Origin of the sequence: Sunxiuqinia elliptica (assembly GCF_900113005.1) — a bacterium.
GTDB classification, from domain to species: Bacteria; Bacteroidota; Bacteroidia; order Bacteroidales; family Prolixibacteraceae; genus Sunxiuqinia; species Sunxiuqinia elliptica.
The window spans coordinates 1-14,826 of sequence record NZ_FONW01000010.1 but is presented as its reverse complement, the minus strand read 5'-3'; the positions used below and the strand labels follow the sequence as shown (position 1 = coordinate 14,826).

12 protein-coding genes are annotated in these 14,826 nt (G+C 42.9%); 11 read left to right on the top strand and 1 reads right to left on the bottom strand.

Annotated elements, in window-relative coordinates:
• The first annotated feature begins 54 nt into the window (after positions 1-54).
• Positions 55-2,469, top strand: coding sequence for a right-handed parallel beta-helix repeat-containing protein (locus tag BM156_RS15875; protein WP_093920886.1), 2,415 nt, complete (start codon positions 55-57; stop codon positions 2,467-2,469).
• 243 nt (positions 2,470-2,712) lie between these two features.
• Here BM156_RS15875 and BM156_RS15870 read toward each other — a convergent pair whose 3' ends face one another.
• Complete coding sequence (locus tag BM156_RS15870) at positions 2,713-3,516, bottom strand: AraC family transcriptional regulator (RefSeq protein ID WP_170846985.1); 804 nt, start codon at positions 3,514-3,516, stop codon at positions 2,713-2,715.
• Between the two features lie 359 nt (positions 3,517-3,875).
• Here BM156_RS15870 and BM156_RS15865 point away from each other — a divergent pair, with 359 nt between their 5' ends.
• From BM156_RS15865 to BM156_RS15820, 10 genes are all read left to right on the top strand, one after another.
• The gene (locus BM156_RS15865; protein WP_093920884.1) at positions 3,876-4,919 is read left to right on the top strand and encodes an L-rhamnose/proton symporter RhaT; all 1,044 of its coding nucleotides are present in this window, start codon (positions 3,876-3,878) and stop codon (positions 4,917-4,919) included.
• 13 nt (positions 4,920-4,932) lie between these two features.
• A complete protein-coding gene (locus BM156_RS15860; RefSeq protein WP_212733533.1) occupies positions 4,933-6,201 on the top strand; it encodes a uroporphyrinogen decarboxylase family protein in 1,269 nt (422 codons plus the stop codon).
• A gap of 98 nt (positions 6,202-6,299) precedes the next feature.
• Positions 6,300-6,623 carry an L-rhamnose mutarotase gene (locus BM156_RS15855; protein WP_093920882.1) on the top strand — a complete coding sequence of 108 codons (324 nt, stop codon included), beginning with the start codon at positions 6,300-6,302 and terminating at the stop codon, positions 6,621-6,623.
• 71 nt (positions 6,624-6,694) lie between these two features.
• Positions 6,695-7,366: a cobalamin B12-binding domain-containing protein gene (locus tag BM156_RS15850; RefSeq protein WP_093920881.1), complete on the top strand. Its 672-nt coding sequence runs from the start codon at positions 6,695-6,697 to the stop codon at positions 7,364-7,366.
• A gap of 5 nt (positions 7,367-7,371) precedes the next feature.
• Positions 7,372-8,721 carry a uroporphyrinogen decarboxylase family protein gene (locus BM156_RS15845; RefSeq protein ID WP_093920880.1) on the top strand — a complete coding sequence of 450 codons (1,350 nt, stop codon included), beginning with the start codon at positions 7,372-7,374 and terminating at the stop codon, positions 8,719-8,721.
• Complete coding sequence (locus BM156_RS15840) at positions 8,718-9,614, top strand: CobW family GTP-binding protein (RefSeq protein ID WP_093920879.1); 897 nt, start codon at positions 8,718-8,720, stop codon at positions 9,612-9,614. The genes BM156_RS15845 and BM156_RS15840 overlap by 4 nt, the downstream gene beginning before the upstream one ends.
• Positions 9,611-10,297, top strand: a complete 687-nt coding sequence (locus BM156_RS15835; protein ID WP_093920878.1) for a vitamin B12 dependent-methionine synthase activation domain-containing protein — start codon at positions 9,611-9,613, stop codon at positions 10,295-10,297. Before BM156_RS15840 ends, BM156_RS15835 begins: the two co-directional genes overlap by 4 nt.
• A gap of 114 nt (positions 10,298-10,411) precedes the next feature.
• The gene (locus BM156_RS15830; protein ID WP_093920877.1) at positions 10,412-11,980 is read left to right on the top strand and encodes a sulfatase family protein; all 1,569 of its coding nucleotides are present in this window, start codon (positions 10,412-10,414) and stop codon (positions 11,978-11,980) included.
• A 74-nt stretch (positions 11,981-12,054) separates the two neighbouring features.
• On the top strand, positions 12,055-13,143 hold the full coding sequence (locus BM156_RS15825) for a glycoside hydrolase family protein (protein ID WP_139218311.1): 1,089 nt from the start codon (positions 12,055-12,057) through the stop codon (positions 13,141-13,143).
• Positions 13,144-13,173: 30 nt separating this feature from the next.
• A complete protein-coding gene (locus BM156_RS15820; protein WP_093920875.1) occupies positions 13,174-14,661 on the top strand; it encodes a sulfatase in 1,488 nt (495 codons plus the stop codon).
• Positions 14,662-14,826: the final 165 nt, after the last annotated feature.

Below are 14,826 nucleotides of genomic sequence, written 5' to 3'. Positions count from 1 at the left end.
ATAGAAGTTCTACACTTCTGCTTATCTTGTGTGACCTATTAAAACTACTAACTCATGCGACTAAACTTTCGTTTTCTCTCTTTTCTTTTTTTGATTGGCCTGGTGGCTTGCCAACCAAAAACTCTAGACATTTACGTTTCTCCTCAAGGGAATGATGATCAGAATGGCTCGGCAGAGAAGCCAATAAAAACCTTACAAAAGGCCAAAGACCTTGCATCAAGCTATGCTGGGAAACAAAAGGTAAACATCATTTTGGAAGATGGGACTTATTACCTGGATGAAACATTGGTATTTGATTTTAAGGATTCCGGGACTGAGGAATTCCCCATAAACTTTCGAGCGGCTCATGAAGGAGAAGCAGTTGTAAGCGGAGGAAAAGAGCTAAACCTGAGCTGGCAATCATACCAGAATGGAATATACCAAGCGAAGGTAAATGGTGATATCAATATTGACCAGCTCTACATCAATGGGCAGCGTCAGCGGATGGCTCGTTTTCCTAATGCCGTTGAAGGGAAAAATGTGTTTGACACTTGGGAGTTGGTTCACACCAAAGAACCAGATCCTAAAAACGATCCTTTAAATCCGGAACGTATTGCCTCTTGGAGCAATCCAGAGGGAGCTTATGTCCATGCGATGCATAGTGCTTTGTGGGGCGACATGCATTGGTTGGTCAACGGAAAGAATGAAGATGGTTCGCTTGACCTGGAAGGTGGCTGGCAAAACAACCGTCCCTCGCCAATGCATCCACGCTACCGGATGGTTGAAAATGTATTTGAAGAGCTGGACGTTCCGGGCGAGTGGTTTTTCAATCAAGCAGAAGGAATGCTTTATTACTATCCTTCAAAAGAAATGAATCTTGCTTCAGCAAAGGTTGAAATTGTTCGGCTAAAACACTTGATTGAATTTCGTGGGACTAAAGAAAAACCTGTACGTTTTATTAATCTGCAGGGGTTGGTATTTAAGCATGCTGCCCGTAGTTTTATGGAGAATAAAGAGCAGCTGCTACGAAGCGATTGGACTGTTTATCGTGGAGGAGCCATTGTCTATTATGGAGCTGAGGACTGTTCTGTGACGGATTGTGAGTTTGATCAATTGGGTGGGAACAGCATTTTCGTGAATAACTACAACCGCCGGCTTTCGTTTAAGTCGTGCTACATTCATCATGGAGGTGCTAACGGAATCGCATTTGTTGGTGATCCGGCTATGGTACGCAGTCCGTTGTTCCGCTATGGAAAGCAGGATTTTGAAAAGATTGATCGTACGCCTGGACCAAAAGGAGACAACTATCCAGAAGATTGTCTGGTGGAAGATTGCCTGATAACCATGACCGGACGCGATGAAAAGCAAACATCACCTGTGCAGATTTCGATGGCGCATAAAATTACCGTTCGCCATTGCTCTATTTATGATGTTCCGCGTGCCGGAATAAACATTAGTGAAGGAACCTTTGGTGGGCATGTTATTGAATACTGCGATGTGTTCAATACGGTGTTGGAAACCGGAGATCATGGGAGCTTTAACTCATGGGGGCGCGACCGTTTTTGGACACCGGATATCCGGGAAACTGATGCAGAAATGAAAAAGGATCCGAATCTTTTCAAGCTCGATATGCTTGCTCCAAATACGATCCGAAACAGTCGCTGGCGTTGTGATCATGGCTGGGATATTGACTTGGATGATGGCTCATCGTGGTACACGATTTACAATAACCTGTTGTTGAATGGTGGCTTGAAAATGCGCGAAGGCTATCATCGCACAGCTACCAATAACATCATTATAAATAACAGTTTGCATCCTCATGTTTGGTATCCTGAAAGTGGCGATGTGTTTATGCATAACATTGTTTTTGGCGCATACCGACCAGCAGTTATGCAGCGGGCAATTGCCGCTGATGGCAAATGGGGACAGGAATTGGATTACAACCTGTTTGCAACCAACCAGGAAGATAGGGAGAAGTTCCAAGTTAATGGATGTGATCAAAACTCTATGGTTGGCGATCCGATGTTTATTAATCCGAAAGAAGGAAACTTCGCGGTGAAAGAGGATTCTCCGGCCTTAAAGATTGGATTTAAAAACTTCGATATGACCCAATTTGGGGTTGTTTCTGAAAAGCTGAGAAAAATTGCTAAAACGCCGAATATCCCACAGAAAATCGTATCAGGAAATACCGTTACCGGCAAAGTTTACACTTGGTTAGGAGCTAAAGTGAAAAATGTTGAGACTCTTGGCGAGCAGTCGGCTAATGGACTTTCATCCATGAGTGGTGTCTTGTTGCTGGATGTTCCAGCCAATTCCGAGTTAGGCCAAAGAGGGTTTAATACCAGCGATGTGATTGTTGGGGTGAACAAACAGGAAGTAAAAACTTTCGAGCAATTGTTGCAGTTATTTCAAGGACTACAATCCAAAAAGAACTGCACCATCAACATGATGCGTAATCAGCAAGCAAAAGATCTAACAGTTAGTTTCTAAGCCGGACAAGTCAGTGCCAAACAGGGAAGTTGGATTAAAGTTCGAAGTTCAAAGTTTCAAGTTTCAAGTTTGATATTGTTTGAGGTTATTTGAAATAGTTTGGAGGGCTTGGAATTTCAGATTTCTGTTGTCTCTGTTGTCCGGAGTGCACAGGCCACAGTTTAAAGTTTCAAAGTCTTGGTCCTTGACTCTTGGTTCTGAAAATCTGAGAATCCGAAAATCTAATGTCTATCATCTTGATTCTTATTCCCTGTTTTTTCGAAAGGCCATGGGCGTGTATGAGGTCCATTGCTTAAATATGCGGCAAAAATAGGCCGATGTTTTGAATCCCGTTTGCGTGATGATTTCATCAAGAGGGTAGTCGGTTGTCAATAATAATAACTTAGCCTTCTCAATCCGTTTAAGAATGATAAATTCACTGGGGGGTAATCCCGTAATCGATTTGAATAAACGGGTAAAGTGATCTTTTGACAAGCAAGCTATTTCAGCCAACTTAATTACGGGGATCTCATTGGCTATATTTTCCTGTATGTACTTAAGAATAACCTGCATGTTGTGGTTTGTCAATTGACTGATGTCGGTATTTAGTTCGTCGCAGATAAAGCGGGAAAAGAGCTGCCTGATAATTCCGGTTGTTTCCAGATAGTGTCCCATCGAATTAAAACGCATTTGCTTGTTTACCCACGGTTTACTTTGGTAAACATTTGGGTCGTGATGCGGTAACTCAGACCCCGGATTCAACTCAACGCAACGTTGAAATAACACTTCATCTAAAGCAGTTGCTTCAACCTGTTTCGATATCGAATACAAATTGTAAGGTGTTAGTCCGGAAGGCATTTCCATGCTAAAATGAATGTAGTAATGAGCAAGGTCTTTATGGAAAAAATAGGAGCAAGGGGCAAAGCTCGGAACCAGGTACATGTGCCCTGCTGTTAATTCATATTTTTTACTATCCAAAACTAGCAGCCCTGTCCCTTTGGTAATAAGATACAACCGAGTAAACGGACTCACAATATTGTTATAGTGCGAATCTGTACTAAACTTCAATAATGCAATATTTCTTAGTTGAAAATTTATCGATTGCCCAATCTTCTCTATGTGCATTTCCTGTTAAAATAAAATAGTTATAGCCTCGAGTTTCAAAATTACAGAATTTATGTGGGATTGTGAAAGTCGCATTTGTGCAATAAAGCGACGGGTTAATGCAGTAATATCATTGGTTGCGTTCTTAATTTTATGAACTAAAGTTAAAAAACTCAGTTCCATGGAGCTGACTTCTTGTGAACGTGTTCCTTTCGAAGCTTTTAATCACCCGTTTCGAAAGGAAACTAGCAACAGAATGAAGGAGTTCAAACCATAGAGCAAAGAAAAAACTTTAGTCAACTAACTAATTAAAACCAAACTTGATGAGTATTAGCGTGGTATTTGGAATTTTGCTGATTGCTATCGGCGCTTTTTCATCTGGAAGCTTTGCCGTTCCGTTTAGCAAAATAAAAAGCTGGAACTGGGAAACTTATTGGATGATCTTCAGCTTCGGAGGGTATATTATCTTCCCTTGGATTGCCTGCTGCATTTTTGCACCGGGAATGTTTTCGGTATTTGCTAAAACCGGATCCGGAGTTTTACTCTCAGTCTTTCTATTAGGAGCTGTTTACGGAGTTGGAAACCTGTCTTTTGGATTGGCTTTGCGCTACCTGGGGCTTTCATTGGGCTATGCGCTTTCGCTCGGATTAATGCTGGCTATTGGAACCTTAATTCCTCCTCTTTTAGATGGCCGCTTACAGTTAATGCTTCAATCTTCGGGAGGCACTTTGCTTATCGCTGGTGTGGTGGTTGCTGTAGTGGGGATTATTTTTTCGGCCTGGGCCGGAATATTAAAAGACAAAACGTTGTCTGCCGAAAAGAAGCAGGAAAACATTGGAGAGTTTAACCTTGTAAAAGGAATCTTGTCAGCTCTGCTGGTTGGCTTTGCCGGTTCGGCTATGGCTCTTGGGTTTGAAGAAGGTATGCCAATCGCTACCATTGCTGAAGAATCTGGGATTGATCCTCTTTTTTCGATGATGCCCGTCTACGTTGTTTTTCTTGTTGGCACATTGATTACGACCCTTATTTGGTGTGTTTTTCTTGGCGTGAAAAATAAATCGCTCCAAAACTATGTAAGGCCTAAAAACAAACGGATATTAACGCTGAACTATGCTTTTGGCCTACTCGCAGGATTTTTGTGGTTCAGTCAATTCATATTTTTCAGTATGGGAAAGAGCAAGATGGGGCCGTTTACCTTTACCTCGTGGGGAATTTTAATGGCGCTTACAATTGCCTTTGCTACGGTTTGGGGGCTTATCCGAAAAGAATGGAAGGGAGCTTCAGTAAAAGTATATGTATTGATGGCCTGTTCGCTGTTAATCCTTATAGCAGCCTCATTTATGATCGGAATTAGTGGTTCAGAATAATAAAGTAAATGATATGATGAGCAATAAAAAATCAATGACATCAAGGGAAAGAGTGTTGGCAGCAATCAACCACCAAACTCCCGATAGGATTCCGGTGGACTTGGGGGCCACTCCCAGTTCTGGTATTTCTGCGATTGCGTACAGTAATCTGGTAAACCATATCGGGAACACCGAATTGCCTGTGCAAATATACGACGTAGTGCAACAGCTGGCGCAACCGGATAGGACGATTCTTGATCGGTTTAGTGTTGATGTTTTGGATATTGGCCGAACATTTAATGAAAAACCGACGGATTGGGAACCTACGATTTTGGCTAACGGAGCGCCTGCTTTTTACCCCAAATGGTTTAAGCCCGTAAAAAGGGAAGATGGTTCGTACGTAACGTTTGATGATGACGGTGAAACAATGCTTTCAAGAATGCCTGTGGGAGCAACCTTTTTTGATCAAACTTATTTTCCGTATGTCGACGGTTATCCGGATAGCTATGAGAACCTCGATGCTGAAATGGGACGGATCATGTGGGCGCGTGATGCTCATAGCCCCTGGGATCATGCAGGAGAAGATCGTTTTTGGGAACAACTGCGAGAGCGAACCTTGCGTTTACGCGAAACAACGGATAAGGCTTTGTTGGTGGTTTGCGGCTGCAACCTGTTTGAATGGGGAACTTTTCTCAGGCGTATGGATAACTTCCTAATGGATTTACTGTGCGATCCGGCAAATGTCGAAAGATTGTTGGATGAATTATTGAAGCGTCATTTAGCAACCTTAGAGAAAGTATGCAATGCCGTAGGAGATCTAGTGGATATCATCCGTTTTGGCGATGATTTGGGAATGACTTCCGGTCCGTTTATGGATGCTGATACTTACCGGTTGCTTTTTAAACCACGTCATAAAATATTGTGCGATTATGTGAAAGAACACAGCCAGATGCACACCTTCATTCATTCATGTGGTTCCATCTCATCGTTAATGCCGGATCTGATTGAGGCGGGAATCGAGATTTTTAACCCCATACAAACCAATGCCTGGCAAATGGAGCCTGAATTTCTGAAAAAGGAATTTGGTAAAGACTGTACGTTTTGGGGTGGTGGAATTGAAACGGCTGGAGTGTTGAATGTTGAAACACCGGAGAAAGTCAGGGAGCAGGTTCTTGAGCGATTGGAAACCTTCTCCAATGGAGGGGGCTTTGTATTTAATACGGTGCATAATATTTTACCCGATGTTCCTCCGCAGAACATTGTTGCTATGTTTGATGCTATTCAAGAGTTTAACAACCGATAGCACGGAGAATAATTTTAGCATTGACAGCAGGATAAGTAGGACTTGCACAATGAAAATTTCGGACAGTCGGTGATTGATAAATTTATAAATATTTAGAGATGAAACGTTTTGGACAAGTAATAGGAATAAAGCCCGAGCACTTCAAAAAATATTGTGAATACCATGCAGAGGTATGGCCCGAAGTGCTTGAAAAAATCAAAGAGTGTAATATTTCAAACTATTCTATTTTCCACAAGGATAATCAGCTGTTTGCCTACTTCGAATATACGGGCGATGATTTTGAAGCGGACATGAAGAAAATGGCTGCAGATGCAAAAACACAAGAATGGTGGGCCATCATGGAACCGATGCAAAAACCTGTGAAAAATCGCTCGGAGGGTGAATGGTGGGCCAATATGGAAGAGGTTTTTCATTTAGACTAATCGTTTACAGGCGATATCGTCTCTTTGACAATTCAGATCATCTAAAATCTAACATCTAAATTGAATACCTAATGAAAGATGAACTATTGAAGAAACTATCGGCTTGTGTTGAGTTTGGAAAGACGAACAAGGCCGCGCTTTATCCACCGCAAATGAAAGGCGAGGATGGAGCGGATGAAATTACCAGCCAATTGCTTGATGTAGGCGTTGGCGCACAAGAGATATTAACGGAAGGCTTGATGCCAGGAATGGAGAAAGTTGGAATTAAGTTTCGGGAGAATAAAATTTTTGTACCTCAGGTATTGATGTCGGCAAAGGCCATGGGTATGTCGATGGTTCATTTAAAACCATTCTTCACATCAGGGGCAGCCAAGCAAAAAGGAACGTTTATTATTGGAACTGTTCAAGGCGACTTGCACGATATTGGCAAAAACCTGGTGGCCATGATGGTTGAAGGAAGTGGGTACAAAGTCATTGACCTGGGGACTGATTGTCTGGCTGAGAAATACATTGCTGCGATAAAGGAAAATCCGGGTGCTGCAGTTGGCCTATCAGCTTTGTTAACGACAACGATGGTAAACATGGAGCAGATAACAAAGGATATTAAGGCTGTCTTTCCGGAAACACTGGTAACCATTGGAGGAGCTCCTGTTAATGATGATTTTTGCTTGAAAATAGGAGCTGATAATTACTCGGCTGATCCTCAGGGAGTGGTCGATTTCTTGAACACTAAAATAGCATAGTTATCATGGAAGGATTTAAGTTGCTTGAGAAGGCATTTCATTTAGAAGAACTTGAGAGAGTGCCTTGGGTCCCTTTTGTGGGAGTTCATGGAGGCAAATTAATTGGGGTTGATGCAGAAAGCTATTTGAAGGATGCAGAAAAGCTTGTTGCTGGTATCAGTAAGGCCGTGGAATTGTATCATCCTGATGGCATTCCTGTTGCTTTCGACCTACAAATTGAGGCAGAAGTATTGGGCTGCAAGTTAGTGTGGAGTAAAGATAACCCTCCAGCTGTGGTCTCTCATCCGTTAAGCGAAGGGGTGGAGCTTAGTTCACTTCAGCTGCCCAAAGAGACTGACGGGCGCATTCCTGTTGTTTTGGATGCTGCTATGACTTTGCGTAAAAAATTTCCGGATCTGGCACTATATGGCTTGATAACAGGCCCTTTTACCTTGGCTTTGCACTTGTTGGGGACCGACATATTCATGAAACTGTTTGAGGATCCGGAATACGTAAATGAGCTGATGGAATTTTGCAGCCAGGTTGGAAGTAAACACGCCGAAATGTTGATGAATGCTGGTTGTGATGTTATTGCAGTTGTTGATCCTATGACCAGCCAAATCGATCCGTTATCATTTGAAACATTTGTAAGCCCGTTTGCAACGAATATTTTTGAATTTGTTCGCTCTCAAAATAAGTACAGTTCTTTTTTCGTGTGTGGCCATGCTCAGCAGAACATTGAGGTGATGTGTGATTGCAAGCCAGATAATGTGTCGATCGATGAAAATATTCCTTTGGACTATGTCAAGAATGTGGCACTTGCTAAAGGCATCAGCTTTGGGGGGAATATGAAACTAACCAGTGTCCTTTTGTTGGGTAATGAAATGGATGCAAAAAAAGAAACGGTAGCCTGTCTTGAACAAGGGGGAAATAAAGGATTTGTGCTGGCTCCGGGATGTGACCTGCCGATGGACACTCCAGTTGCAAACTTACAGGCGGTAGCCGAAATTGTTTATGATGACTATGCCCGTCAGGTGGCTAAAAAGATGGATCATCAGTCGACTTTGGAGCCGGCTGATTTGAATGGTCATTTTGAAACAGGCAAAGTGGTGATTGATATCATTACCCTGGATTCTGCCTCCTGTGCTCCTTGCCAGTACATGGTGGAGGCCGTAAAAAAGGCTTCGCAGAGTTTTGGCGATAGGGTGATGGTGAACGAACACAAAATAAAAGACGTAGATGGTATCAGGATGATGCTGGCCTTAGGTGTTCAAAATGTGCCAACGACCTGTATCAATGGCAAAGTAAAGTTTATTAGCCAAATTCCGCCTAAAGTAGAAATTGAGGAGGCCATTAAGAACGAATTGACCGAATGAGTATTCCATTGCATTTGGTAACTGGTTTTCTGGGAAGTGGAAAAACATCCTTTCTCAAGCATTTTCTTAAAAGCTTTGAAGGCAAAGGGAAAATTGCAGTGATTCAGAATGAATTTTCTGAAGTTAATGTGGATGGGCCGGAGCTAAGGGAAACAGTGTCTTACGATCTGTTGGAGATTAATAATGGTTCGGTGTTTTGTGTTTGCCTGCTGGGGGCATTTATCGATTCGCTGGCTGATTTTATAAAGAATAAACAGCCGGATCTTATTATCATGGAGGCATCAGGACTCTCTGACCCTATTGGTGTAGGACAAATTTTTCAGGCGCAAAAGTTGAAAGGAACGGTTTTTCTGGAGCATGTTTGGTGTTTAGTTGATGCTTGTAACTATAACAGAATACCGGCCTTGAAACTCCGAATGAACCATCAGTTACGAACGGCCGATACGATCATTATTAATAAGGTTGATTTGGCTAAGCTTAAATTAGATGAGGTGATTACTCAGGTGCAAGAAATAAACCCTTTTGCTCGCCTATTACAGGGGGAATATGGTAAGGTAAGCTTAGACGGATTAAAAAAAGCCTTAAGCTTTTACCTTGCCGAGGATAAGAGCTTAGGACGTCCGGATATTGCTTCGGGAGTTATCCGCAGTAGTCGGGAAATTAGTTTAGTTCGACTCAAACAGTTTTTACAGGAAATGAAAAAAGATTGTATTCGAACAAAGGGCTTTGTAAAAATTGAGGGTGGAAGAATGGTATTTGTACAGGGCGTTTTTGATGAATTTAGAATTGAAGAACATCGTCATTTTGTAGGTCCGGCGGAACTGGTGATGATCGGTAATTTTGACAGAACGAAGAATCTTCAAATTGTGTTTGATGAATATGTTGGAATATGAAGGTTGAATTTACTTATCAGTATGAGGAACTTGTCATTGACATGGATCGACTTCGGAAAGGCTTAGGGTATTCCGAAGAGCCAATTCCAGAGCTTTTTATCGACTATTTGGAAAAAGTAAAGGAAGATTGCCGGGAGCTAAATGACATTTGCGGCGCTTTTTACATTTGTCAGGATCTTCAGTTTGCAGCTAATAAACGCTCGTTTTTCGCAGGTGGAACAGAGTTTAAAGTTGGAAGAACAATAGCTCAAAAACTGCGGAAAGCTGATAAAATGGCTTTCTTTGTTTGCACGGCAGGAAAAACAATCAGTGAAAAAGCTTCCTCATTGCTAAAAGGCGAGGATCCGGTGTTGGGTTACGTTTATGATATTATGGGAAGCGCCATTGCCGAAGCGGTTGCTGACGAAGTTCAGCACCATATTGAACAACAAATGTTACCCTTGGGAGCGAAAGTAACGAACCGATATAGCCCGGGATATTGTCATTGGAATGTAAGTGATCAGCATAAACTATTTTCACTGTTCGACGAGAACCCATGTGGTGTTTCTTTGACGGAGTCCGCCTTGATGAATCCGGTGAAATCGGTTAGTGGAGTAATTGGGATTGGTCGAAATGTGGAGTTTCAGGATTATCAATGTTCGTTATGTGCAATGAAAGACTGCGTTTACAGGTCAGATGAATAAAACAGAGAGTTCGTTGATTGGGCTTTTTAGGAAAATGTGTTAAAAATCCATTAGTTTGGTCGGTACCGGAGGTATCGTGAAGTAAACACGAATAGCTACAAAAATCTTTAAAGAATGAGAAGACGAAATATTTATACGTTGGCAATTGGCGCTTTAGCTGTTGCATGTAACACTGAAAAGGCACCAGATGCTGTTCAGGATCCCAATATTGTTATTATCCTGGCTGATGATCTCGGATATGGAGATCTTCAACACTACAATACGGAACGTGGAAAAATCCCAACACCGAATCTTGATCGGCTGGCAGCACAGGGAATGAGTTTTACGGATGCGCATTCATCTTCAGCTGTTTGCTCACCTTCGCGTTACTCCTTGCTCACCGGTCGTTATCATTGGCGCTCGCGGCTCCAGAAAGGAATTGTCGGGCTTTTCGATGATCCTCTGATTACGCCTGATCGACTTACGGTGGCCGGTTTAGTCAAGCAGCAGGGGTATCAAACGGCATGTATTGGAAAATGGCATCTTGGCTGGGACTGGCCAATTGATGACGCGATGCGTCCGCTTTGGAAAGTGAATAAAACAGTCGAAGGCGAAGATGATGAGTCCTTTGTCGCTACGGACGAACAAAAAGAGGCTTGGCAGAGTGTATACGCTAACTCGATTGATGGTGGCCCTACAGCCGTTGGGTTTGATCACTATTTTGGAACGGATGTTCCTAACTGGCCACCTTACTGCTTTATTGAGGATGATCGTACCATTGGAATTCCGAGCGAATTTCTTCCTAAAGAACTGCTGGGGAATAATATGGCAAGTATGGCTGGGCCCGCGGTTAGCGATTGGAAACTGGAAAATATTTTACCTGAATTATGTTCTCGTGCGGCGAAGTATATTACCAAATCCGCTCAAAAAGACGAGCCATTTTTGCTTTATCTACCCTTGACTTCTCCACATACGCCTTTGGCTGTAAATGAAGCTTGGGATGGTAAAAGCAAGCTGAACCGCTATGCTGATTTTGTAATGGAAACGGATGCCCAGATTGGGCGAGTGTTGGATGCAATTGAGAAAAGTGGCGAAAGTGACAATACCCTGATTATTTTTACAAGCGATAATGGCTGTGCCCCTTATATTGGAGCGAAAGAATTGGAAGCTAAAGGCCATTTCCCCAGTGGTCCGTGGCGTGGCTATAAGTCGGATGTATGGGAAGGAGGACATCGCGTGCCATTTATAGTGAAGTGGCCGGGCGTGGTAAAAGCCGGAAGTACTAGTGATCAGCTCGTTCAACAGGTCGACATTATGGCTACGCTGGCGGATGTTATTGGTGTGAAACTGCCGGATAATGCAGGCGAAGATAGTTTCAGTTTGATGTCTTTATTGAAAGGAAATGATCGGCCTGTAAGAGATAATGCAGTAAATAGCTCTATCCGTGGAGTGCCTTCAGTACGTCAGGGAGAATGGAAACTGATTCTGGATTCAGGCTCGGGTGGTTGGACCAAAGGTGAGAGTGATCAGGAAATCCAGCTTTATAATCTTACGACCGATCCGGGCGAAACAACCAATTTGGTATTGGAGTATCCAGAAAAGGCGGAGGAGATGAAAAAGTTGCTGGAAGAGCTGATTGTGCGCGGTCGAAGTACACCCGGGGAAGTGCAGGATAATGATGTAGAAGTTGTGCGGTATCTTTAGAGGGTGAGAGTCATTAATTCGCTTGGATTCTACTCAATAGTGTAAAAATAAGTTTAGGATAATAAAGAAAGACAATGATAAGAAAAATGTTTAATCCCTTGCTCTTTGCAGGTTTGCTGCTTATTGCTGGGACCATGGTTTTTAGTGATGCTAAATGTCAATCTGTTGGAGAGAAGACAAGTTTTGCTGATCAGTTGGAATTTGTCGGAACTGCGGTAGAAGAGCCGGGATATACCATTTGGGGCACTTCGCCTATTTGGGGAGATGATGGGAAAGTGCACCTTTTTGTAGCTCGCTGGCCCGGAGAACTAAAAGTAGACCCGGGATGGCGCACACACAGCGAAATTGCCCATTATGTTGGCGATTCGCCCGAAGGACCGTTTGTCTTTTCAGAAGTAGCGGTAAAAGGAGATATCAACGACAAGGCTCCTTGTAATCCCGCCATTCATAAAGTTTATGCACCGCATAATCCTGCCATTCATAAAGTCGACAGCTTGTATGCTTTGCTTTATATTGTTAACGATGGTATTGAAAAACATCCTTCGAACCAATACATATGCATGGCGACCTCAGAAAGTTTATTTGGCCCTTGGAAAAAAGCCGGTGATGACGGGGTGATTCTTAGGACTTCAAAGAATCCTGATTACTGGACTTACAAGGCCAGCAATGGCGTTAATAATCCGGCATTTTTACAGCATCCCGATGGGGGATATTTTCTCTATTTCAAGTCAGAAAAAGCTCGTATGGGATTGGCAGTTGCCGAAAACCTGGAGGGCCCTTATGTCCAACTTCCTTTTCCGGTAACCGCCAATGATCGGAATATTGAGGATGGTTATGCTTTTATGTATGAGGGAAAGTTTGCGCTGCTTACCACCGACAACCATGGAATGATTGAAGAAGGAGGGGGTATTTTGTGGACTTCGGAAAATGGTATTCGTTTTACGGAGTTTGAAAAAGGCTTTCATCACATCAATGATTATACAACGGTTGAGATGTCAAAAGTAAATCGAATCTATAGACCTGGGGGGCAGAACTATGCCAAGTTTGAACGGCCGCAAGTGCTGCTGAAAGACGGGAAGCCAGCTTATGTGTATCTGCCGTCAGGAACCAACATTTATGGCGATGATTGCACGGTTAGCTATGTCTTGAAGTATGTAGAATAGATTATTAAAGCGTGAATTGGGAAAAGAACTATGAATAAATTACTCGCATTACTTCCTTTTGTTTTCTTTTGGCAGCCTGCCAGTAGTAAGAACAAACAGGAAAAGCCCAATATCATCTTCTTTTTAGTGGATGATATGGGATGGCAGGAAACTTCAGTGCCATTTTGGACTAAGAAGACCAAGTTGAATGAACGCTACCAGACGCCAAATATGGAGCGTTTGGCCAGTCAAGGAATGAAATTTACGCAAGCTTATGCCTGCCCATTGTGCTCGCCATCGCGGGTTAGTTTAATGACTGGTATGAACGCCGCCAGGCATGGTGTTACAAATTGGACCTTGCGCAAAGGAAAATCACCCGATCAACAGCATGAGATTTTTGGAGCTCCGGATTGGAACCTAAATGGACTAAGTCCGGTTGAAGGAATCGAAAATACTTGCGTTGCCAATACGCTGCCGAGCTTCTTACAGGAGGCTGGCTACCGAACCATCCACGTTGGGAAGGCCCACTGGGGAGCCATGGATACTCCTGGAGAAGATCCTTTGAAACTAGGGTTTGATGTAAATATTGCCGGGCATGCAGCCGGTGGTCCCGGGTCTTATCATGGCGAGAAGAATTATAGTGCCGTTTGGCGCAATGGAGCTCGTATTTGGGATGTGCCGGGACTCGAAAAATATCATGGAAAGGACATCAACCTCACCGAAGCGTTGACTCGTGAAGCATTGACAGAGATGGAGGGCAGTGTCGCTAAAAATGAGCCATTCTATTTATACATGTCTCACTATGCGGTGCATGCTCCCTGGGAAAAGGACAAGCGTTTCTATCAAAAGTATATCGATCAGGGACTGACCGATTTTGAGGCAACCTTAGCCTCCATGCTTGAGAGTATGGATCAATCGTTGGGAGATATTCTAAATAAAGTGGAGCAGCTGGGAATTGAAGAGAACACCATTGTTATTTTCATGTCCGACAACGGTTCGCCTTCACAGTGTCCGCAAAACTTGCCGCTGCGCGGTCATAAAGTAAGTCCGTATGAAGGGGGAATTCGTGATCCGATGATTGTGAGATGGCCGGGAACAGTACAGCCGGGAAGTGCGACCAATGTCCCTGTTATCATTGAAGATTTTTTCCCTTCAATTTTGGAAATGGCTGGGGTGAGAAAATATGGACAAGCCGGCGGAAAAGTGGATGGAAAAAGTTTTGTGCCTCTCCTGAAACAGAAGAATGTAAATGCTATGAAGCGTGATTTTGTATGGCATTTCCCACACAATTACGATTTTGAGCCATACAGTGTTATTCGCAGGGGCGATTGGAAACTGATTTATTGGTATAAAAATGGGAAGTCTGAATTGTACAATATTCCAGACGATATCGGAGAACAAAATGATTTGGCTGAGATTAAACCACAGATAGCCGCTGATTTAAAAAGCAGGCTCGGAGAGTATCTGAAGAAGGTACAGGCCACGGTCCCTGTGGATAAACGAAGTAATAAGCGTTTTGCTTATCCTGGAAGAAACTAAAAAGATAAGACGAATACTATGAAGAAACGTAAGTTGATTTTGATTTTATTATTGGTTTCCTATTTAAGTATTCCGTGTTTTTCGCAAGAGCAGGAACGTTCCTGGGAAGAATTAAGGGATCAATATGAGTTTCCAAGTTGGTACACCGAAGCCCGATTTGGTATT

Coding starts and splice junctions, on each gene's coding strand:
- BM156_RS15875 (WP_093920886.1), top strand. CDS start 55: ATGCGACTAAACTTTCGTTTTCTCTCTTTTCTTTTTTTGATTGGCCTG.
- BM156_RS15865 (WP_093920884.1), top strand. CDS start 3,876: ATGAGTATTAGCGTGGTATTTGGAATTTTGCTGATTGCTATCGGCGCT.
- BM156_RS15860 (WP_212733533.1), top strand. CDS start 4,933: ATGATGAGCAATAAAAAATCAATGACATCAAGGGAAAGAGTGTTGGCA.
- BM156_RS15855 (WP_093920882.1), top strand. CDS start 6,300: ATGAAACGTTTTGGACAAGTAATAGGAATAAAGCCCGAGCACTTCAAA.
- BM156_RS15850 (WP_093920881.1), top strand. CDS start 6,695: ATGAAAGATGAACTATTGAAGAAACTATCGGCTTGTGTTGAGTTTGGA.
- BM156_RS15845 (WP_093920880.1), top strand. CDS start 7,372: ATGGAAGGATTTAAGTTGCTTGAGAAGGCATTTCATTTAGAAGAACTT.
- BM156_RS15840 (WP_093920879.1), top strand. CDS start 8,718: ATGAGTATTCCATTGCATTTGGTAACTGGTTTTCTGGGAAGTGGAAAA.
- BM156_RS15835 (WP_093920878.1), top strand. CDS start 9,611: ATGAAGGTTGAATTTACTTATCAGTATGAGGAACTTGTCATTGACATG.
- BM156_RS15830 (WP_093920877.1), top strand. CDS start 10,412: ATGAGAAGACGAAATATTTATACGTTGGCAATTGGCGCTTTAGCTGTT.
- BM156_RS15825 (WP_139218311.1), top strand. CDS start 12,055: ATGATAAGAAAAATGTTTAATCCCTTGCTCTTTGCAGGTTTGCTGCTT.
- BM156_RS15820 (WP_093920875.1), top strand. CDS start 13,174: ATGAATAAATTACTCGCATTACTTCCTTTTGTTTTCTTTTGGCAGCCT.